Raw genomic sequence first — 22578 nt, 5'->3', positions numbered from 1 at the left:
ATCAATATGAATAAAAAGTGGGGATAGTTAAGCAAGTTTCAAGGGTTGAATAAAAAATTAAGCCAATAAAAGTGATTAACCACCTTATATGATTAAAGTTTGAGCCAAAATAATACTTGTTGTCTATTTTTAGCTGTATATTTTATTATACAGCGATATTAACTTGGGTTTATGACTATGAAAGTTTTATTACAGCACTGTTTATTAGGTATTGGCTTACTCTCCCTCTCTTCTTTCTCTTATGCAGATAGACAAATCGTAGACCAGATTGGTCGCACCGTTACCATTCCAGACAAAATAGAAAGAACGGTAGTTTTACAACATCAAACACTAAACTTATTGGTTCAGCTTGATGCAACCGACAAAGTTGTTGGTGTTATGTCCAACTGGAAGCAACAACTTGGTGATGGATATGCACAATTAGCACCATCACTAGAGAAAACACCTAAAGTCGGCGATCTCACTAGTTTTGATGCAGAAAGCTTAGTTAAACTGCAACCTCAAGTTGTCTTTGTCACCAATTATGCCCCTAAAGAGATGATTGATAAGATTTCTGCATTGGGTATTCCTGTTGTTGCAATTTCATTGCGTAAAGAGACTAATGACGATAAATCAAAGCTTAATCCAACATTACAAAATGAAGAACAGGCTTATAACGAAGGACTAAAAGAAGGTATTTTGCTGATTGGTGATATCGTCAATAAATCAGAAAATGCACAAGCATTAGTTAACGATACTTTTAAACAGCGTGAACAAGTTAGTCAGCGCTTACAAGATATTCCAAAAGAGCAACGAGTGCGGGCTTATATGGCTAACCCAGACTTAACAACGTATGGCTCAGGAAAATATACGGGATTAATGATGGACCATGCGGGTGCCTTTAATGTCGCGGCATCAACCGTTAAAGGTTATAAGCAAGTCTCGCTAGAACAAGTTATTGCATGGGATCCAGAAGTTATTTTTATTCAAGACAGATACCCTCAAGTTGTTGATGAAATCAAACAAGATACACGTTGGCAAGTGATTAGTGCTGTTAAAAATAACCGAATTTATTTAATGCCTGAATATGCGAAAGCATGGGGATACCCAATGCCTGAAGCCATGGCAATCGGTGAATTGTGGATGGCAAAAAAACTCTACCCTGAAAAATTTAGCGATATTGATATGCAAAAAGCAGCTAATAATTGGTATCAAAAATTCTATCGTACTCAATATCAAGGAAAAGAGTAGGATATAACACCATGACATTTTCCCTTTTTGCAGCAGGTAGCTTAAAAACCACACTACCTGCTTTTATTGAGCATTATCAGCAAAAAACAGGCGAAAAGTGGGCTCTTACATTTGGCCCTGCTGGACTTTTGCGTCAACGTATTGAACAAGGAGAAACCTGTCATTTGTTTCTTTCTGCTGATGAAAGTAATGCAAAGCAATTAATCGATAAAGGTTTCGCACTACAATATGCGCCTTTTATTGCCAATCAGCTTTGTATTACCGCTCGTCGTAATGATGTAAATGAAGAAGATAACTGGCTTAGTGTATTATCAAATACTGCATTAAAATTAGCGATATCCACACCAAAAGCAGATCCATCAGGGGATTACAGTTGGCAACTATTTGATAATATTGCGCAAATCAACCCAAAATTAAGTCAGGCATTAAAAATGCGAGCACTATCTTTGGTTGGAGGTAAGCATTCACTTACTATTCCACAAGGTAGAATGGCTGCACACTATTTAATTGCCACACATCAAGCGGACGCATTTATTGGTTACCAACACTACCAAGCACAATTAAGCCAATTTCCTGAATTAAAGATATTCGATATTCCAAAGCCTTTTAATGTTACTGCGCACTATTGTGCGACACTTATTCATTCTCAGGCTTATAGTTTATATCAGGAGATATTATCTCCTTACGCTAAAACGTACTTTATTAAAGCCGGATTTTTACCGCTAAGTTAAGTTCCCTTCTTAGCGGTAAATCACCTTATATTACATCGCTATTTTTGGGCATCATTAGCAACAATAGCATTGGCACCTGCTGTTGCTTCATCCAATGCATGTTTGATTGTATCAGCATGAGCAAGCACTACACCTAAACGGCGAGAGCCGGTAATTTCAGGCTTAGCGAAAAGGCGAATTTGACGATCCGCCTTCAATGCTTTTTCAATACCGGAATATACAATATTTGTACTATAAAGCTCCGGTAAAATAACCGCTGATGCACAAGGGCCTAACTGGCGAATTCCACCAATGGGATAGCCTAAAAAAGCACGAACATGAAGCGCAAACTCTGATAAGTCTTGAGAGATTAGTGTCACCAATCCTGTATCATGAGGACGAGGTGAAACTTCATTAAAGAATACCTCATCACCTTGAACAAATAACTCAACACCAAATAAACCATAACCCCCTAAGTTCTCAACAACTTTGCTCGCAATATGCTGTGCTTTAGCAAGCGCGATGTCACTCATCTTTTGAGGTTGCCATGATTCACGGTAATCTCCTTTTTCTTGTCTATGACCAATAGGAGCACAAAAATGGATACCATCAACAGCGTGAATAGTCAGTAAAGTGATTTCAAAATCAAACGGGATCATTTTTTCAACGATAACGCGTCCTTTTCCTGCTCTTCCTCCCTCTTGCGAGTAAGTCCAAGCCTGAGCTAAATCGTTTTCATTACGAATAACACTTTGCCCTTTTCCGGATGAACTCATGACTGGTTTCACAATACAAGGAAAGTCTATTTCTAGAGCGGCTTTTCTAAAGCTCGCTTCATCATCAACAAATTGATAGTTTGATGTAGGTAAATGTAATGTTTCCGAGGCTAAACGGCGGATCCCTTCTCTATCCATAGTCAGCTTTACAGCACGGGCACACGGAACAACTTTTTGCCCCGCTTGTTCTAATTCAACCAGTAACGTGGTTGCAATCGCCTCAATTTCAGGAACGATAAAATCAGGTCGCTCTTGTTCAATAACTTGCTTTAATGCATCGCTATCAAGCATATTTACAACATAATGACGATGAGCAACATGCATAGCAGGAGCATTGAGATAGCGATCAACGGCAATCACTTCAATGCCTAAGCGTTGGCATTCTATCGCGACTTCTTTGCCTAATTCACCAGCACCTAATAACATCACTTTTGTTGCACTTGCTGTAAGAGCCGTACCCAGCACTGTCATTTTTTATCCTCACCGTTAATAAAAACCACAACCACGCAAACGATTGCCTTTTATATAGCATAGCGGATTTAGCTTGATAGAAAAATAGCCAGACAAAAAAAATAATCAGACAGGGAAATAAAAAAATTACACCACTTGGCTACGTTTTCCTTTTTGAATTTTTAGATAATTAAGGCGTTTTCGGATAAGTGCTAAGATACAGCATAAAAGCCCTAACCAAATCAGTGAGAAACTCACGCCTTTTACTTCATCAAAAGCTTCATGGAATAAGAAAACAGCCAGTAAAAATTGAATGGTAGGTTCAATATATTGCGCTAATCCGATCACAGTTAATGTGGTTCGTTTAACTGCTGCGGTAAAAAACAATAGCGGCAGTATAGTGACAGGTGCTGTTAGAATATAATAAAAACGAGTCAGATTATCTGCAGAAGGTAGTGCACTTTTATCTGTTATCAACAACCAAATAGTGGCACCTATTGCTAATGGCATTAACCAGAGTGTTTCCATAAACAAAGAAGTGATCACATCAAATCGAATAAACTTACGGATTAAGCCATATACCGCAAATGCGCCCCCCATCATGATAGCGAGTACAGGTAATTCACCGTACATCCACAATTGATAGCCCACGCCCGCACAAATTAAAGTAACAGCCCATTTTTCTGCTGGATTAAGCTTTTCTTTAAGAAATATGACGCCTAATAAAATTGAGAAAAGTGGATTAATAAAATACCCCAAACTCGCTTCTAATACTTGTTGGTGTGTTAATGCATAAGTAAATGTACACCAAGAAACGGCCATAGCCATTGAACTAAATAGACACATAAAAACAGAGCGCTTATCTTGTAAAACAGCGCGCCATCGTGTCCTATTTTTAATAAAGAGTCGTACTAGTAATAAAAGAGGGATAGACCAGATCAAACGCTGAGCCAACATTTCTAACGGCTGAGCTCCGGGTAACAGCCGATAAAACAGAGGGGTTATTCCCCAAAGAATATAAGAAAAAATGGCTAATACCGCGCCCGATTGAGCCCACATTTAATGTTCCATCAATAAAAGTCAATAAGATTTAATATCATACGCTTAAAACGGACAGAACAATATGATCGGCATCGCTGATTGATTGATCAAGCATCAGTACAACGGTATAGAGAGATAAAAAAATCTCCACAAATAACCACTCCGAGAAAAGCAGTTATAAATGGAGAGTAGTAAAATACCATTAAAAAAAACCGTGGTAAAAACCACAACCAGAAAAAATGGGTAAATTGTTAGAAAATCTCCCTAACATGTAAAGGCGGTTGTTGCTGAACAAAATCATGTAATTTTTTACGACTTGGTGCCGCTGCTATCGCCCCTTTTTGGGTGGTAGCCAAAGCACCACAAGCAGCTGCTTGCGTCACTATTCTTGATAGATATTGTTCATCTTCAGCAAAACCATATTCAGCAAGCGCAGCTAACAAACCTGACATAAAGGCATCACCAGCACCTGTTGTATCAATACATTCAACGATAAAAGCACTAAATGCGACTTGGGTATTTGGCGTTAAAACTAAACAACCTTTAGAGCCTTGGGTGATCACTTTTAAACGAGCGGGATAATCTTCTAATTTTTTAAGTGCATTATTCAATGTCACTTCTTGTGTCATCCACGTAAGCTCATCTTCTGATAATTTTAATATGTCAGCTTTATGCGCATAATTATCGATAACTTCGCGCATTTCTTCGTGATCACGCCACATTTGAGGGCGTAAATTAATATCAAAACTCAGTAGTGAACCGCTTTCTTTAATATTTTTGATTGCACAATCTAAAGTCGAGCGACAAATGGGATTTACTAACGCCAAAGAACAAAAATGCAAAATATCTTTTTCAAACGCAGGTAAAGATTTTTCTGTTAAAAATTGATCAGCAGACTCAGCAACTAAAAAAGTAAAATCACGCTCGCCATTTTCTTGTAAAGAGACAAGAACAGTACTGGTACGATGAAACTCATCAAATTCCATTGCGCGAGTATCAACACCTAGATCAAACAATGTTTTTTGCATAAAATGGCCGAACGCATCTTCACCTACACGTCCAATAAAACCACTTTGTTGACCAAGCTTAGCAACGCCCGCAGCAACATTGACTGGCGCACCACCAGCACATGCTTCATATTGCATGTTTTGCAATGGGATCAAGTCAACAACAGCGTCACCTAAAGACCAGACTTTCATAATCTCTCCTGAAGATAAGCAATTATTTTTCTTAACTATATTCTGTTTTCATGACTATTCATAACGAATAAGTAAAGATATTGCTCGTAAATCCACACTGATAACGTTAACATAATGAGATAAGATGATAAAGTCAATCTCATACATCGTATTTTTTTCACTCTGAATGTTATCGTTAACAACAAGAGTCATAGTGTGATTACGTCTGTTCTTTACCCTTTATGTGATCTTAAAAACACACTCATAACTCTAAAATATAATAAGGATAATGATATGAAGCACCGCTTAGAACAATCAACAAAAGCCTTAAATACTTTGATTGAAAAACGAGGCAATAAATTTTATCCCCAGTTTCATTTGGCTGCGCCTGCGGGTTGGTTAAATGATCCTAATGGCCTTATTTATCATGATGGTTTATATCATGCCTTTTATCAGCACCATCCTTATTCTCAAGATTGGGGACCAATGCATTGGGGACATGCCACAAGCACCGATATGATCCACTGGCAACACCAACCCATTGCATTGGCACCGGGAGATGACTACGACAAAAGTGGTTGCTTCTCAGGCTCCGCAATTAGCCATGAAGGAAAACTCTATCTTTTCTATACCGGACACAACTGGTTAGCAGCCGAAGGTGATGATAGTCAAATCTATGAAGCGCAATGTGTTGCTATCAGTGAAGATGGTATTCATTTTGAGAAAAAAGGGATCGTTTTAGAACCTCCTAAAGGTTATATGCATTTTCGTGATCCTAAAGTCTGGTATCAAGAAGGTAAATGGTGGATGGTTGTTGGCGCTCGTGATGAAAAGGATCAAGGACAAGTCCTGCTCTTCTCTAGCGAAACCTTATTTGTGGAAGGCCAGCAATGGAACAACGACTACACGGTTTTAGGAAAAACGGATGATAAAAATGTCTATATGTGGGAGTGCCCTGATTTCTTCCCTATTAGCCAAGAAAACGAATTTGCAATCGTCTTCTCACCACAAGGAAAACGAGCCGAAGGCTATCAATATCGCAACCTCTTTCAATCAGGTGCATTAATTGGCCAATGGTCGCCAAATCACCCCTTTAAACCACAAGGGCACTTTATTGAACTTGATAATGGCCATGACTATTATGCGCCACAATCATTTACAACGCCTGACGGTCGTCGCGTTTCAATGGGGTGGATGGATATGTGGAATTCGCCAATGCCTTCAAAATCTGAATTTTGGTCTGGCTGTTTTACACTTCCTCGTGAAATCACGTTTGATAAATCCAAAAATCGCTTACGCATGATCCCCGTTAAAGAAGTTGAATCATTACGCCAAGAAAAACAGACTATCTCACCATTAACACTCAGTAATCAATCTATCGAGCTAATAAATAATACTGCTGCTATCGAACTCGACTTAACATTATCTTTAGACAGCCACGCTGAAAAATTTGGCTTATGGCTAGGTGAAGGGCTTGAACTCTTTGTTGATAATCAATCACATCGTTTAGTTCTTAACCGCCATTATCCTCAGCACAATATAAGTGGAGCTAGAAGTATTCCATTACCTGAAGGTTGTGAATTGAATTTACGTATTTTCATTGATCGTTCATCAATTGAAATCTTTGTAAATAAAGGCGAATTCACCTTTAGCAGCCGATATTATGCTCAACAAGATACTCTAGCTTTACATCTTTTTGCCATAAATGGTGATGCAACACTGATTAATGGTCAATATTGGCGGCTAAATAGTATTTACTGATATTGAGAAGATAAGTAAGACGTGAGTCTTTAAATAGACTCACGTTCAACTAATTGACAAGGCACATGTACGGTATTTCTATGGTTTCTTTCTTGAATAATATGCAACGTCGCTTCTTTACCTAATTCATAATGAGGCAGTTGTACCGTTGTTAATGGTGGATAAAACAACTCTCCTGTGCCAATCATATTATCGTATCCCAAAACAGCCACTTGCTCTGGAATGCGTAACCCCATAGAAAGTAAAACTTGGTAAGCTAAAAACGCAATACGGTCATTACCACAAATGAGAATATCAAAGTCAGCTTTTTGATGAACACAATGCTTTTTCAATATTTCAATCACATCACGGTAGTGTTCATCTCCAAACAACATCGTATATTGTTGTAGATCCGCCAATGGCAACCCAGCCTCTTGCCAAGCATCTTCAACAGCTTTACGACGAATAGGGCCTGCAACAGACTCTTCAGGTATATAAAAGCACAAAGGACGGCGATACCCTTTCTCGATGACTTTTTTCATCGCGAAATACTGCCCATGATAATCATCGGGAATATAAGTTGGAAAAGCGTGTGTTTTATCCAAGCAGTTTGCTAACACTAAATTCTTATCAAGTAATTTTTCATGTACGGTGATTTCACGCAACCCCATCGTGGTATAAATAATACCATCTGGACGTTGAGCCAAAAGTTGCCAAATGGCATTTTCATAACAATCTTGTGCAGTCAAATTGACAACAAATGAACTCCAACCAAATTCTCTTGCGGTTTGTTCTATCGATAAAATCATTTCCACAGAAAACGGTGTCGTTGCGGTATCAATTGCCAGAACACCAATTGATGATACTTTTGTTCCTTGACCACGAATTTTTCGTGCAGAATAATCTGGAACATAGTTAAGTTGATCAATCGCATCTTGGACTTGTTTCAGTGTTTCTGGTTTTAATAACTCAGGGTTATTAATCGCTCTTGAGACTGTCATCAAAGAAACGGATGCAAGTCGAGCTACATCTTTCAGTGACGCCATAGCATTGGCTCGGTTGGTTTATTAAAAAGGATCAATAGAAATAAAGCGCTATTTTACAAGAAGTAAAGTCAAAAATCCACAAAGTGAATTATATTGTAACTAAATGCGACAATTAATGACTTCATAAAAAGACATCTAAATATATTATTTTTTTACTTATTAAGTGAGTTTAATATAGTTAAAATCACTTACGAAAAAAAACTTAGTTACAATTAATAATTGTTATCTCCTCTCTTCATTATAGAAATAAATTATTCTTATCTATAAAATACAAATATTGAAACAAAACAAAGTTCTGATATTTTATCTATAATATAATACAGAAGTATTAATCATTTTTAATTTGATATATTCTGAATATGGCTCCGTCGCGTGAATGTTACCCTACACAAAAAAACTTATAAATTAGTCAAATTTCGTTACTCATTCACTTTTAGTGTAAGAGCAGAGTAAAACCAGGAGCAACATATGGAATCAATAATCCACTTAATCACTTTTGAAGATGACAGTACAAAAGTTCAACTTAAAGCCGTTCTTTCTTCTTTAGCGGCTAATGTGAAAACCTATTCAAATGAACAGGCTTTCTTGAAATACTATTTTTCATCAACAAAAGGAGCTCATAAAGAGTGCATCATAATTAATACAAAAAGCAGTGCAGCACCATCAATTGCACTGATTAAAGAACTCAACAAATTGAGAAACATCATCCCTGTTATTATTATTTCTGGGGATAGTTCCATTGAGAGTTGTCGTAACGCATTTAAATCAGGGGCTTTTGAATATTTAACTCGTCCTCTAAATGTGAATGAACTTCTTAATATTGTCTCGGAATCTTTCCTACATTATGAAAGTGAAGTTGAGCAATTCCGAACATATATATCTCTAAAAGATAAATTTGGTAAGTTATCTAATAGAGAAAAAGAGGTTATGGAGATGATCCTTGAAGGAAATACGAGCAAAGAAGCGGCAGAAAAGCTTTCGTTATCGCCTCGTACAGTTGAAGTACATCGTTCAAATATGTATACGAAATTGAAAATAAGATCACTACCACAATTAGTTCAAGAGTATGATTTCTTTAAGAAATATGACTTAAGAGCAAGCTAATTTACAATGTGATTTCTATTTATCAATGGGTTGTATTATCTAGCCATATAACGATATGACCTGTTTAATTTTCATTATATTTTATTAATGAGAGAAAGCTGTACTTCTAAAAATATTCTATTTTGGATGAATTACACCTAATATGGGAATAATTAATACGCTAGACACCATTCTACGATAGAAAGGGCGGCAACTTATTTTGATGCCACCCTTTCATTAGTGTTCGTTTAATTTCAATTTAAAACACTTGTATATATTATTTTCATAATCGCTATTATTAATAACTATTATGATTGTTTTTTATTAATAATAGCAATATAAGAACAAATGAAGCCCTTCATTTGATATAAATCATTTTTTACTTATTATAAAGATGAGCATTCTCATTTCTAATTTCTCATTCTCTTTATTCTTATTTCACGAAGAAAATTATTAATGAGTAAAAAATAATAAAAAAGAAATTCCTGTCTCTTTTTTTTATGCCCATTTAAAGACTGTTTATGCGCTTTGACTTTCGATTTAAACAAAAAATTCTTTATAAGAAAATTCTAATCGAAGTGTTTTAATTGCGATTATTTAAACAGTAAAATAAGAAATAATAATAAGTATTTCCCTTTATGCTCCCTTTTACTTAAGAAATTTATTCTCTTTATAGTTTAATTAATGTAATACATCATTTAACATTTCCACTTAATAATATTCGAATAAAGAGCATCACTAAATGATCACACTATGTAAGTATAATGCACTAGCTTTGAATAAGTATTAACACCTAGAAAAATAAATGATTATTAATGATTGATTTATAGTCTTAATAAGAGCAAAACAAGGAGGAAATAATCTGCATAAAAAAAATATAAGATAAACTTATACGTTTATTCTTATTTTCACTTTGAGTAAATGCCCTTATGCTATGCCCTTCTAACTCGCTTTTTACAAAGAAAAATGAACACTCAAGATAAAAACCGTCGTCCGATAAAAGCAAGGCAAACAAACTGGGCCACAAAGTGCAGCCGCTACTTACAACAAAAAGGGGCTACTCCTAACGGTATTTCCGTGTTTAGTGTCGTATTTGCATTACTTGCAGGCTTATCACTATTTTGTGCCCTCTTTTACACATCTGGACTATTACGCTCAATTTTGCTGATCCTTGGCGCTATCATGATCCAAGGTCGCCTCATTTGTAATTTATTAGATGGCATGGTTGCCGTTGAAGGAGGCATGAAAAGCCCAGTAGGTGCTGTTTATAATGAATTACCAGACAGAATTGCCGATACTTTAATTATTTTAGGTGTCGGTTATGGGCTATCTTCTGACTTTTCTATGGCCATTACGTTGAGCTGGGTGGGCGCTTTTTTTGCAGTAATGACCGCTTATGTTCGCGTATTAGGTGGTGCTTGTGGGCTAGATCAACAATTTACAGGCCCAATGGCAAAACAACACCGAATGGCGTTATTAACCGCTGTTGCTGTTATTGCTGCATTTATTCCTAGTGTTTGGGGAATATGGCTCTTTTTTATTGCATTATGGATTATTATTTTAGGTTCAACGCTGACCACAATTTTCAGAACCCGTCGAATTTTACGGGATTTAGCACAAGGTGTCTGATTAATGAAAAATGGAAAACTTGCTTTAGATGCAAAAGTGGTATCATCCGTCTTAGTCTCTATTTGTCGATTCTTAACAGGTATTCGCGCTAAACAAACCTCCCCTATTGCAAAAGATATACCCTGTATTTATTACGCTAACCATTCTAGTCATCTTGATGGCTTAGTTATTTGGTCCTGTCTTTCACCCAATATTCGCCCTTATGTTCATCCCGTTGCTGCTGAAGATTATTGGAACAAAAACCGTTTACGCCGTTATTTATCTCATCGTATCTTTAGAGCTATTCTTATTCCTCGCCATGCTGCCAAAATGAATTTTCCACAAGAGGATAATTCTGGCCAAGAGAGCCTAAAACAACCCGTTAATGATGCTGCATCATCTGCACCAAATAAAACCAATGCACTTGCTCTGATGCAAGAAATTTTAGACCAAGGGGATTCTTTAATTATTTTTCCTGAGGGTACTCGAGGTAACGGCGAGTCTATTCAAGATTTTAAAGCGGGTCTTTGGCATCTCTCTCGTAAAAATCCGGATGTACAATTAGTCCCTATTTATTTGGAAAACTTAAATAGAGTCCTTCCTAAAGGCTCTCGCTTAGTTGTTCCTGTTATTTGCAGTGCAATTTTTGGTGCCCCTATTGAAGCCACTCATGAAGATGAAAGTAAGCAAGAGTTTCTGGTAAGAGCAAAAAGTGCGTTAGAGGAGCTACACAATGGAACGTATTAATAACGAAGTCCTCTGGATCTTTATCGGGCTCTTCTCTTTTTTAATTATAGCCAGCATTATTGGTGCTATTTTAGCGGCAGTAAAAGGTCCGACTTCCACCATCACGAATCTTAATTCAAGGATCAACGCATGGTGGGTAATGTGTATTATTGCAGGTGTTGCAATAGGAATTGGGGCAATAGGTTCTGTCGTTCTATTTACTATTATCTCATGGCTTGCATTACGCGAACTTATTACCTTAACACCCACACATCGTGGCGACCATGAAGCGCTGTTCTGGTGTTTCTTCGTTATATTGCCTATCCAATACATTCTGGTTGGTGTGCAATGGTACAACTTAATGGCGGTATTTATTCCAGTTTACGCCTTCCTATTAATACCAACACGTATGGCACTTTCAGGTGACACTCGCCACTTCTTAGAACGTATGGCAAAAGTACAATGGAGCGTGATGATAGCAATTTATTGCCTAAGTTATGCACCAGCACTTTTAATGTTGCCAATTGAAGGTTTCGAAGGCCGTAATATCAATTTACTGCTCTTTTTAATGATAGTGGTGCAAGTTTCTGACGTACTTCAATATGTGTTTGGTAAATTATTTGGCAAACATCCTATCGTGCCTAAATTAAGCCCAAATAAAACAGTAGAAGGTTTTTTTGGTGGCGTTATCTCCGCCAGCCTTATTGGTATGATGTTGTGGTGGGCAACGCCTTTCTCATGGTGGGCAGCATTTTTACTCTCTTTAGTGATTACATTGGCGGGCTTTGCCGGTGGTTTATGTATGTCAGCAATCAAAAGAGACAGCGGCGTAAAAGATTTTGGCACGATGATCGAAGGTCATGGTGGCATGATGGATAGAATGGATTCTCTCTGTTTTGCAGCACCTATTTTCTTCCATGTTATTCGCTATTTTTACGTTTAGTTTTACTTGGTTTAATCAAAAGTAAACTAACTTATATGGACTAAAATGCCGATATAAAACTATCGGCATTTTTATATCTTCTGTTTTTCTCATACCAATTTAATATCATGAATTGACTATCATTATATAAATTAAACATTTGTTTTAATTTTGGATTAAAAGTCAATTTTTCACATTCTATATATAAATCAAATAATTAAATAAAAGTATTGCGAATAAAGAGGTCTGATTTCTCTACTTTTTTATTTATAGTGATAGCCTAAAAGGCTGCTATCTTTTACCCTAGCGCTCCTTTTCATTTTAGATCCTTTACAATTATGATCACTTGGTTACTTCTTGCTTTTTCTTTGTTATTTTTGGGTTTCAATCGCACTCTTGCATTTATTACACTGATATTTACAACACTTAGCGCATTTATAACAGGTGTTATTACATGGCATACCTTGCCAGTTATTTTTAGTATTCTCTTACTAGCGTTCGCCTATTCTCGCTATAAAACACAGCCTTTGCTTAGAGCAATCATCATTCTCGCACTTGTCATTATTGCCAGCGGATTAACTTTTCACCTTATTCCTGGTTTTAACAATTTACGTTATCTTTCACATGCCATTATAGGGATGAAAAGCGCCCCTTTTTCTTTTTATTTAAATGCTGATAAAGCATTATTACCCTTTATTTTTCTGATCTTTATTCCTACACTTTTTGTCTGCGATCCATTAAAAAAAGCAAATAAATTACAGTGGGCAATGCTAATTATTGCCATTCCTGCATTGTTATTGATCGCTGTAAAACTAGGGGGATTAGCAATTGAATTGCATTTACCACCATGGTTACCTGTATTTATTCTCGCGAACCTCTTTTTTGTATCACTTGCTGAAGAAGCATTATTTAGAGGTGTTATTCAGCAAACATTGTCACGCTATCTTCCCCCTTATGTTGCGCTATTAATAGCGGCCATTATCTTTGGTTTAGCACACTTCGCTGGCGGAATATTGTTGGTTGTTTTTGCTTCACTCGCGGGGATTATTTATGGATTAGCTTGGATGTGGAGTGGTCGTCTCTGGGTTTCAACGCTATTTCACTTTGCACTTAATCTGACTCACCTGCTCTTTTTTACTTACCCATTTAAAATAGCCTGACCGACTTTTTTCTTATCTTATTGAAGGATTTTTTATCCTGACTTTCACCACCTTTTACTGGTATCTTAACTTCATCAGTAAAAGGATGAGTGAAACGTGAAAGCAATCACACAAATAAAATACAGATATTCTTATTTGCGCCCATCATCCGCTGAAATTTTTGTTAGTATGCTTTATCGCTTATCTATAAATAATCAAAACTTCATTCGATACACAATAACAAGCTCAAAATAATAACATCCATTAACACGATAAGAAGTTGCCTTACTTTACGGTATAGACCTTAGAAAAAATAGGTAAGCTTGGCTTTGTTTGCTTTGTTTTCTTTTTTTAGTTCAGCATTATCTGCTGAAAATTTGCCTCTTTCACCATCAGGACAAAAATATGTTAGACCAAGAAATGATCCGCACTTTTATACAGGTCGCAGACTGCCAAAGTTTTACCAAAGCAGCCGATATGCTTCATAAAACATCAGCGGCAATTAGTTACCGTATAAAAACATTAGAAGAAAATATCGGTACCCAACTTTTTAATCGCACCACAAGAACCGTTACACTCACGCCAGCTGGCGAATATCTATTAGAAAAATGTCGTCAATGGATTGTATGGTTAGAATCAATGCCTGTGGAACTTCAGCAAATGAACGCAGGTGTCGAACATCAGGTTAACATTGTCATTAATAATCTTCTTTATGATCGCACTGCGGTTGCCAGTATGTTGGCTTGTCTTCATCAACGTTTTCCTTCTACCCAATTTCATATTACTCGCCAAGTCTATATGGGCGTTTGGGATGCGCTTATTAATGAAGATTACCATTTTGCTATCGGTGTTACGGGTAATGAATCTCTTAAGAATAATATTAACATTTGTGCGATGGGCGAAATTCAATGGCAATTTGTTGTCGCGCCAAATCATCCTTTAGCCAATATCAGTGGTGTATTAAGTGATGATCAAATGCGTATGTATTCTGCTGTAAACGTTGAAGATACGTCTCGTCATCTTTCTAAACGCACAGCATGGCGCTTATCGGGTCAGCACGAGATCCGTGTACCTGATTTACACACTAAATTAGCCTGTCATTTAAAAGGGGTGGGAATAGGATTTTTACCATTAAGTTTATGCAAACCACTGATTGATAGCGGACAATTAATTGCGAAAGAAGTGAAAAATCGTCGTCATAACTCTCCTCTTTCATTAGCATGGTGTGAAGATAAAAAAGGTGCGGTAGTAAGTTATTTAGTGGAATTGTTTAAGCAAAATCATCCTAGTGTGCAATCGTTTTACGATCCTTTAAATTAAAAAGGCAAACCGAAGTTTGCCCTTTTACTGTGTATTTAGTGACTATTTGAATAGCGTACTACGCTTTTACTTCTTCATTATTGTTGTTGCTTTCTTTAATAAAGAGGCTTGCCACAATACCGATACAAATCAGAATAGCTGCAAAGTAGAAACCTGAGTCCATGCTACCTGTTTTGTCTGATAGGAAACCAGTTAATGTTGGTGCAAAAACAGAACCCAACATACCGATACAGTTATAAACACCAAACGATGTGCCTAGTGCATGTCGCGGTGAGTTATCAGCAACCACAGCAACAAGTACTGGGTTTGTACTGATTTTACCTACAATACCGTAAAGGATCAGTGCACCAATTAACACAGGCATTGATTCTGACATTGGTACAGCAAGAATAGCGACTAATGACAGCGGTAACATGATCAGTAATACAGGTTTACGGCGACCAATTTTATCTGAAACCCAGCTAAAAATAAGTGAACCAGGAATAGCAAACCACGGCATTAATGATGCAATAGTTGAAATTTGTGTACCCGTAATTCCACGCTCAGTTTCTAAGTAGTACGGTAACCAAGTTACTAATACAAAGAAGCCATAGATTGAACAGAAGATGGTGACATACGCAAGATTGATATTGCGATTACCAAATAAGTCTTTAAATGTCAGTTTAACTTTCTGTTTTGGTGCGCCATTTTCTGTCGCTGGTTGTGCTTTTGGCTTATCTTTGATGATCCATAACATAACCAAACCAATGATAATAATTGGCACACCAATGATATAGAACGGAGCACGCCAGCTCATTCCCATCTCACCAACAGAAATACTGGAGATGTAGTAACCAATAGACAAACCAAATGCCATGCCACTATTGATAATCGCACTACCTAGTGTAATACGATGTTTTGGTATCGCTTCTGAGGATAGACCATACTGAGGGCCATAATAGAAACCTTGGAATATCCCCACCATGACCCATGCAAACATAAAGGTCACGTAAGTTGGCATCATACCTGCAATAATGGTAAATCCACCAAAGAGAACAACACCTGTTACTAATACTTTTTTCTTACCTAAATAGTCACCAATCATGCCTGATGGAATATTTAGTGCAGTATATCCGATAAAGAAAATACTCATGATAGAGCCAAGTTGAGCTTTAGATAGATCAAACTCAGCTCCAATATTTACCATTAAAGGGCCAACAATGGCACGGCTACCATACAGCGCAATCCAACCAAAGAAGAAGATAATGGTCAGTTTGACCCAATAAGGGACTTTGCCTTTCTCATTCACTTGTGCATCGTTCATAATGACGCTCCTGAAAGCATTTTATTAAGACTTATAAATTAAAGTGCCAGACTGACCTTCAATAACTTGTTGAATATTTTGTAATGCACCAATGTGAGCTTGTTGCCCTGTTGCATTAACAAAATCACTCACTGCCATAATTTTTGGTCCCATTGCGCCATCAGCGACAGCCATTGGTGCAAGTTCTTCTGGTGTTGCTTCACGAATTGCAGCTTGTTCTGGTGTACCCCAATTTTTATAAATAGCATCTGCCTCTGTTAAAATAACAAAGTGCTCTGCATTTAATTCACGAGAAATTAAAGCCGCAGTTAAATCTTTATCAATAACAGCTTCACTACCAATAAATTCATTATTTGAATTATTGACTGGAATACCGCCACCGCCACCACAAATAACAATATGACCTTTATCTAATAAAAGTCTTACTGCTTCGATATCAATAATCTTTTTTGGTGTTGGTGATGGCACAACACGACGATAATGTTTACCATCTTGTTTAAATGTCCATTGATACTTCGCAATTAACTCTGCTTTATCAGCTTCATCATAAATAGGGCCAATAAATTTACTTGGATCGTTAAATGCTTCATCATTAATATCAACTGAAACTCGAGTCATTACTGTTGTAATAGCTTGTTCAGGATGATTTTGATTAATTTTTTGCATCATCATATAACCAATCATACCTTGACTCTCTGCTACTAAGATATCCAATGGATATGCAGGAACATCTTGATATGCAAGGTTTTGTAGTGCAAGTAATCCAACTTGAGGCCCATTACCGTGTACTAATACAACACGATACTCTTTAGCTAATTTATTAATTGTCTCTGACATCAATTCAATATTTTTATATTGATTTTCAGCAGACAAAACTTCTCCGCGTTGCAATAATGCATTTCCGCCTAAAGCAATAACAATTGTTTTCATAAGTATCCGTATCCGAATGTTTATATAAATTCTTTTATTAAAAAAATTAATCAATATGTTGTTGTTGTTTTTTAGCTTGGTAACCAATCCATAATCCCAGTAATGTATCCGCGCCGGAATGATGACCAATAGAGAGTATTTCCAACATATCCTTAAAAATAATCTCTTTATTCTTTATTTTTTTACCTAGTTGAATGAGATAGGTAGAAAATATTCCCTGTGTGGCATATTCCAAATAGTGCTTACTGACAATGGTGGTCAATTCAGATAAAGGCGGTGTGTTATTAAAAAAATTATTAAGTTTATTTTCTGGCTCTGCTAAATAATGTGCAAATAACATACCCACCAGCATATCATCTGAACTTGGCGTTAATCCTGGGCCTTTCCCTGTAAAAATAGCCCAGTTAACAGCATTGCCTAATAGCTGATTATGAAATAGCTTAGTTAATAACTTTATTTCACTAAGTTGCGCGATTTGACGGTAATTTTTCAATGATCCATATAACCCCGTTGCAATAGAGGGCGATAACAAAGAAAAAAAACTTTCTAACCAACGCAAATCTAAATCCGCTTTATCTTGTAAGCGTAAATTCTCATTTTGACCTGCGATCAATGTGAGCTTATTTGCAAGTGTCGCTTGATGATTTTTAAGATCCATCACAATCGAGGGATGGCACTGTTTTGCAAAATAATCAAAATCATCTTGTTTTAGTAACCATCCCATCGGGCTTAAACCTTTTCCTTCACGATGAAAAGTCATTAAGCGTTGTTGAGGGCAAATGAAATTCAAAGCATGGTCATAAATGCCCACACATTTAATCTCACCTTCAAAGTCAGTGATATGCTGGCTGGTTTGAAGTGCTTGAATTTGCATAATGCCCCCTTTATTGCTGTACTTTGTCGTTAAAAAACAAAATTAAGCGTCGATACCTAACTCTTCAGCAAGTGCAACAATTGCTTTTTCAAAGCAACCTAAAGGTGCACGTACAGTACCAGCACCAATCTGACCAACACCCGGCTCTTTATGCGCAATACCCGTGTTAATTAGTGGCGTGATCCCTGTTTCAACAACACGACGAGCATCTAAACCTAAACATGCACCTTGAAAATCCCAAGTTGGAATTTGCAACATCATGTTACGAGCAAGATAGATCTCAGCCATTTCTTCAGTCACTTCACGCGCCGCATCCATACCACCAGATGCACCTACAAAGCGTGTTACCCCAGGAGCGGCAACCATTGCTGCGCCACCAATACCAAAGGTTTCAGTGATTGCACTGTCACCGATGTCTGGGTTGGCATCTGCTTGGCTAAAGCCAGAGAAGAACAGACCTTGTGGTGTATTTACTGGAGCGGTAAACCATTGGTCACCCATTCCGCTGATTTTGATACCAAAGTTGCTACCATTACGAGTCATTACAGTGACGATAGTACCTTGCTTGATTTGAGCACCCGCATCCATCGCCGCTTTACAGTAAGCCATTGCTAAATTAAGGAAAAATTGGTCTGTAATGCTCAGGAATTTAGTCACTTTTGTGATTTCAGCTTCTTCAAAATCTAAAGTGCCTAGTACTGGTGCAAGCTGGCGCAGTAACAGCGCAGATGCGGCGATGTTACGTTGGTGGAATTCATCACCCATCGTAATGGCTTGACCCATAATTGCCGTCAGATCGATGCCGTTTTCAAATGTTGCAATCGCTGCTTTTAATACTGGCGCTAAGCTATTTTGCATCCAATGTAAACGCTCTTGCACATCTGGGCCGTAAGCACCAAAGCGCATTACTTTACCGATACCTTCGTTCATATTGCAGTAAGCGTAGTTACCATGAATGTGGTTTTTGATAACCAGCATTGGCATATGAGCAGAAGTAATACCGCCCATTGGGCCTACTGCATTCACGTTATGGCAAGGAATAAACTCAATTTCACCCGCTTCTAACATTGCTAATGCTTGTTCTTCAGTTTCTGCCCAGCCTTCAAATAAAGAAGCACCAATACATGCACCACGAACAGGGCCGCTCATTTCACCCCAAGTTACTGGTGGACCTGCGTGAAGTAATTTTTTACCTGTCTCTAAAGCAGGAACAACTTCTTTTGCTAAGCTAACATCACACCAGTGAGGACGGGCTTCACGGATACGTTCGATAACTGCTTCATTCGCTTGTTCGATAGTTGAGTACATATCTGCAATTCCTTATTTCAATTTCTTTAATATTTCAGCCAGTTTTTTATTTCCACCTGCGACAGGTGCCCACTGATAATGAACAACAGGGGTGCCACTTGATTGCAGATCGTCTGCAAAGCTACGTAATCCTGCGTTGATCACAGAGATCCCGTTAAGCAGTGGCGACACTTCAGCATGTGCTTCTGCTGGATGTGGCTGGATTAATTCTTTGGCTAATAAAACGGCTTCTGGCAACGTATCCATCACAATAATGCCCGCTTCTTTTAGCTGCTTTTGCTGTTCGCTACGGTTTTGTGGATCGTCTTCAGTACCAGTGATAGTTGCGATAGTGATCAGTGGATTGGCTTCGCCACGTTTCTCATTCAGTTTTTTGATTTCCTGAATTAACGCGCCAGCTGGATCTTGAGTTGCGCCATAACCGATAACAAAATCAACCAGTAACACGCCAGCTTCGGTTTTATTGCTTAGCTCACTGATAAATTTGTTACGTGTAGATGGGTCAATCATTGGGTGCGGTTTACCCTGTGTATAGAAGTCATCACCCATATCAATAATTTTGTGACCATCAGCATCTAACATCGTGCCTTGTTTATGTTCGTTATCGACTTCAACATTGAGTTTCTCAGATAACAACATGGCGCACTCGGCGGCTAACGTACCACCCGCATAAAGACCAATGATTTTCTTACCCGCTACTTTTGGTAATTGCGCAGCAATATCTTCAACACGTGCTAATTCAGCCGCAATACGTGCAGTTTCATCTAAAGTGCGAGTGAAATAGATATTGTCGTCTTGGAGTTTCTCAGGCGTTGTTCCTAAGAATTGAGCCACAATCGGTTTATTATGGCGTTTCATTTCAGCAATAATTTTTTGACGCACAGCTGGTGCTGGTGGCTTAGAAACAAAGGCAATAACACGAGTATTAGGATCAACAGCCAGCATATTGATAGCAGTGATTGCACTGATACCACCAATTTGCTCTGTTAAGTCACGACCACCTAAACCAATAGAGTGAGAAATACCTTGGCGCTGTAAAACAATTTGAGAGGTAATTTCTTGAATACCGGTTCCTGATGCGCCAACAATACCAATCGAGCCTTTCGGTGCAATGTTTGCGAAAGCAAGAGGAGCACCTGCGATATTTGCCGTACCACAGTCAGGTCCCATAACAATCAGACCTTTTGCTGCTGCTTTTTCTTTTAATGCTTTTTCATCTGCGATAGAAACGTTGTCAGAGAACAGCATAACGTTACAGCCATCTTCTAAACCAGTATCTGCTAACTCCGCAGCATATTCACCAGCAATAGAAATTAGTAACATATTGGCATTAGTGCTTTTTTGTTTAGCGGTACGCCAGCTACGTACTGTCGTTAATTTGTTACCGCCTTTTTGCCCACTTGCAATTTCTGCAAGTGCTTCTTCTAATGCCGTAGAAATCATCTCGATAATGGCAGGATCGTCTGATTCCGCTTTAATCGAAACACAAATGTCATTCGGTGTTGCTTCGTTAAACATCTCATGCCAGAAACCGGTGACATCGAGAAGAGATTTATTCGCTGGTGTTCCCATCATGACGGAAATTTCTTCCACCTCTGGGGCTTCACTTAATTTTCGGGAAATAATCATCAGGCTTACTGAATCCTGAAAGCTCCCTTTTTTAATAAAAGCATGGATCATTATGATATCCTTAACGCATTTAATATATGTAACAGCACATATCTATTTGCATTTCGTTTTTTTGATAATAAGAAGCCTATTTGCTTAAGTTATTAAGCAATATAAATAAATGTCTGATTTATTAATTTTTAATCTCTGCGTATAAACATACTGAAGAAATATCGAAATGTAGAGTGACCGAAGTCACACTTATTTATTGTAAAAAATTTTTATTTAATCGAACGATATTTATTAAATAAATTATGATGAGGAAAGTTTATTAATTTATGAATAAAACCTAAAACTTTAGAGAGGAATTTAACAAACAAGAAACAACAATCAGGCTATAAATTTCAAATAAAACAAAGACAATCAGCTATCAAGTTACAATTTTATAACACAACGCAATAAACAATCATTATCAACAAATAAAAAAAGCTATTTTTCTTTGTTAAATTTTTTAAATTAGCCTTTATTTATAATTGCATTTAATTTTATAAAAAACAAAAAAGCCTTGTATTTAATAAGGCTTTTAAAATAAATTTCATTTTCGGTTCCTAATATATTTTTATAAAATAATGCCCATAAAGAAAAGGCTTTATAGGCATTTTTAAACACAAAGAATACAAATTACAAAGAGAGTTGGAATTTAATTAACGCTGAGAATCTAAAACTTCGTTATTTTTTAATACGTCTTGAGCTTTGCTGTAACTTTCAATTAATAACTGATAAGCAGGGAAAATCTGAGTATACGCTTGCGCCCATTCAGCAGCGTCAGCACGATTCCATGTTTTTTGAATTTCAGAAGCAACCGCTGCGGTGTCCATCGGCACTACGCCCGCTTGAACAATACGAGCTAAGGTAATTTCTTCAGCCATTTTACTGTAAGTACCTGATGCATCAATCACTGCAAAGACTTGATAACCCTCAGCAACAGCACTAATTGCAGGAAATGCCATACAAACACTCGTAATAGTACCAGCGATAATTAATTGCTTTTTACCTGTTGCTTTAACGGCTTCAACAAACTCAGGATTATCCCAAGCGTTAATTTCACCTTTACGTGCAATATATTTTGCATGAGGTGCATTTTGATGAATCTCAGGAATTAATGGACCATTAGGGCCTTGTGGTACAGAAGCGGTTGTAATAACAGGCATGTTAGCTAATGTTGCCATTTTTGCTAATACTGAAGCGCGCGCTCGTAATTCAGTCATTGGCATATCACCCACAGTTTGGAATAAACCACTTTGGTGATCAATTAATAACATAACAGCATCTTCTGGATTAATTACAGGGCGCAGGCCATTAAAATTTGCTGGGGTGCTCATTTGTTTATTCCTTTTAATTAATAAAGTTGATTATTAACATGATTGAAGAAAAATATTAGAGAGAAATATTTTTATATCGTTTCTCTTTTGCTGTAATAAACAATAATCAATTAATTAAAAGCTCGGTAGTAGCAATTCTGATAAACACTATTCTAAAAATAGAACACTGAAACATTTTATTATTGTTCTATTTTTAGGATGATG

The 22578-nt window shown here is 37.2% G+C and carries 19 protein-coding genes; 9 read left to right on the top strand and 10 right to left on the bottom strand.

Going from position 1 to position 22578, the window contains the following annotated elements:
- The first annotated feature begins 177 nt into the window (after positions 1-177).
- The gene (locus tag CBE70_RS16150; protein WP_100160125.1) at positions 178-1230 is read left to right on the top strand and encodes an ABC transporter substrate-binding protein; all 1053 of its coding nucleotides are present in this window, start codon (positions 178-180) and stop codon (positions 1228-1230) included.
- 11 nt (positions 1231-1241) lie between these two features.
- Positions 1242-1961: a molybdate ABC transporter substrate-binding protein gene (gene modA, locus CBE70_RS16145; RefSeq protein WP_100160124.1), complete on the top strand. Its 720-nt coding sequence runs from the start codon at positions 1242-1244 to the stop codon at positions 1959-1961.
- 38 nt (positions 1962-1999) lie between these two features.
- Here the strand turns inward: modA and purT are convergent, their stop codons facing one another.
- The 3 genes from purT to CBE70_RS16130 all read right to left on the bottom strand — a co-directional run bounded on the left by purT (position 2000) and on the right by CBE70_RS16130 (position 5406).
- Positions 2000-3187: a formate-dependent phosphoribosylglycinamide formyltransferase gene (gene purT, locus CBE70_RS16140; protein WP_100160123.1), complete on the bottom strand. Its 1188-nt coding sequence runs from the start codon at positions 3185-3187 to the stop codon at positions 2000-2002.
- Positions 3188-3313: 126 nt separating this feature from the next.
- Positions 3314-4225, bottom strand: coding sequence for an EamA family transporter RarD (gene rarD, locus CBE70_RS16135; RefSeq protein ID WP_100160122.1), 912 nt, complete (start codon positions 4223-4225; stop codon positions 3314-3316).
- Positions 4226-4458: 233 nt separating this feature from the next.
- Positions 4459-5406: an aminoimidazole riboside kinase gene (locus CBE70_RS16130; protein WP_100160121.1), complete on the bottom strand. Its 948-nt coding sequence runs from the start codon at positions 5404-5406 to the stop codon at positions 4459-4461.
- A 273-nt stretch (positions 5407-5679) separates the two neighbouring features.
- Here CBE70_RS16130 and CBE70_RS16125 point away from each other — a divergent pair, with 273 nt between their 5' ends.
- Entirely contained in the window at positions 5680-7146 is a 1467-nt protein-coding gene (locus CBE70_RS16125) for a glycoside hydrolase family 32 protein (protein WP_100160120.1), read from the top strand.
- A 29-nt stretch (positions 7147-7175) separates the two neighbouring features.
- Here CBE70_RS16125 and CBE70_RS16120 read toward each other — a convergent pair whose 3' ends face one another.
- Positions 7176-8171: a LacI family DNA-binding transcriptional regulator gene (locus CBE70_RS16120; protein ID WP_100160119.1), complete on the bottom strand. Its 996-nt coding sequence runs from the start codon at positions 8169-8171 to the stop codon at positions 7176-7178.
- A gap of 468 nt (positions 8172-8639) precedes the next feature.
- On the opposite strand from CBE70_RS16120, the gene CBE70_RS16115 reads away from it, so the two are divergent.
- From CBE70_RS16115 to allS, 6 genes are all read left to right on the top strand, one after another.
- On the top strand, positions 8640-9275 hold the full coding sequence (locus tag CBE70_RS16115) for a response regulator transcription factor (protein WP_098942072.1): 636 nt from the start codon (positions 8640-8642) through the stop codon (positions 9273-9275).
- A gap of 945 nt (positions 9276-10220) precedes the next feature.
- On the top strand, positions 10221-10883 hold the full coding sequence (locus CBE70_RS16110; RefSeq protein WP_100160118.1) for a CDP-alcohol phosphatidyltransferase family protein: 663 nt from the start codon (positions 10221-10223) through the stop codon (positions 10881-10883).
- 3 nt (positions 10884-10886) lie between these two features.
- A complete protein-coding gene (locus CBE70_RS16105; protein ID WP_100160117.1) occupies positions 10887-11609 on the top strand; it encodes a lysophospholipid acyltransferase family protein in 723 nt (240 codons plus the stop codon).
- Positions 11596-12531, top strand: coding sequence for a phosphatidate cytidylyltransferase (locus tag CBE70_RS16100; protein WP_100160116.1), 936 nt, complete (start codon positions 11596-11598; stop codon positions 12529-12531). The genes CBE70_RS16105 and CBE70_RS16100 overlap by 14 nt, the downstream gene beginning before the upstream one ends.
- A gap of 317 nt (positions 12532-12848) precedes the next feature.
- A complete protein-coding gene (locus CBE70_RS16095; protein WP_100160115.1) occupies positions 12849-13670 on the top strand; it encodes a CPBP family intramembrane glutamic endopeptidase in 822 nt (273 codons plus the stop codon).
- Positions 13671-14054: 384 nt separating this feature from the next.
- Positions 14055-14969, top strand: a complete 915-nt coding sequence (allS, locus tag CBE70_RS16090; RefSeq protein ID WP_023582643.1) for an HTH-type transcriptional activator AllS — start codon at positions 14055-14057, stop codon at positions 14967-14969.
- Positions 14970-15027: 58 nt separating this feature from the next.
- Here allS and CBE70_RS16085 read toward each other — a convergent pair whose 3' ends face one another.
- The 6 genes from CBE70_RS16085 to CBE70_RS16060 form a co-directional block, all read right to left on the bottom strand.
- On the bottom strand, positions 15028-16272 hold the full coding sequence (locus CBE70_RS16085) for an MFS transporter (protein WP_100160114.1): 1245 nt from the start codon (positions 16270-16272) through the stop codon (positions 15028-15030).
- 24 nt (positions 16273-16296) lie between these two features.
- Positions 16297-17202 carry a carbamate kinase gene (locus CBE70_RS16080; protein WP_100160113.1) on the bottom strand — a complete coding sequence of 302 codons (906 nt, stop codon included), beginning with the start codon at positions 17200-17202 and terminating at the stop codon, positions 16297-16299.
- A gap of 46 nt (positions 17203-17248) precedes the next feature.
- Positions 17249-18076 (bottom strand): DUF2877 domain-containing protein, encoded by an 828-nt coding sequence (locus tag CBE70_RS16075; RefSeq protein WP_100160112.1) that lies wholly within the window; start codon positions 18074-18076, stop codon positions 17249-17251.
- Between the two features lie 42 nt (positions 18077-18118).
- Entirely contained in the window at positions 18119-19384 is a 1266-nt protein-coding gene (locus CBE70_RS16070; RefSeq protein ID WP_100160111.1) for a YlbE family protein, read from the bottom strand.
- A 12-nt stretch (positions 19385-19396) separates the two neighbouring features.
- Positions 19397-21064 carry an acyl-CoA synthetase FdrA gene (locus CBE70_RS16065; RefSeq protein ID WP_100160110.1) on the bottom strand — a complete coding sequence of 556 codons (1668 nt, stop codon included), beginning with the start codon at positions 21062-21064 and terminating at the stop codon, positions 19397-19399.
- A gap of 632 nt (positions 21065-21696) precedes the next feature.
- Complete coding sequence (locus CBE70_RS16060) at positions 21697-22374, bottom strand: hydrolase (protein WP_100160109.1); 678 nt, start codon at positions 22372-22374, stop codon at positions 21697-21699.
- Between the last annotated feature and the right edge of the window lie 204 nt (positions 22375-22578).

The organism is Proteus columbae, from assembly GCF_002777965.1.
GTDB lineage: Bacteria > Pseudomonadota > Gammaproteobacteria > Enterobacterales > Enterobacteriaceae > Proteus > Proteus columbae.
The sequence above is the reverse complement of the archived record's forward strand: the minus strand, read 5'-3'. Positions and strand labels throughout refer to the sequence as shown.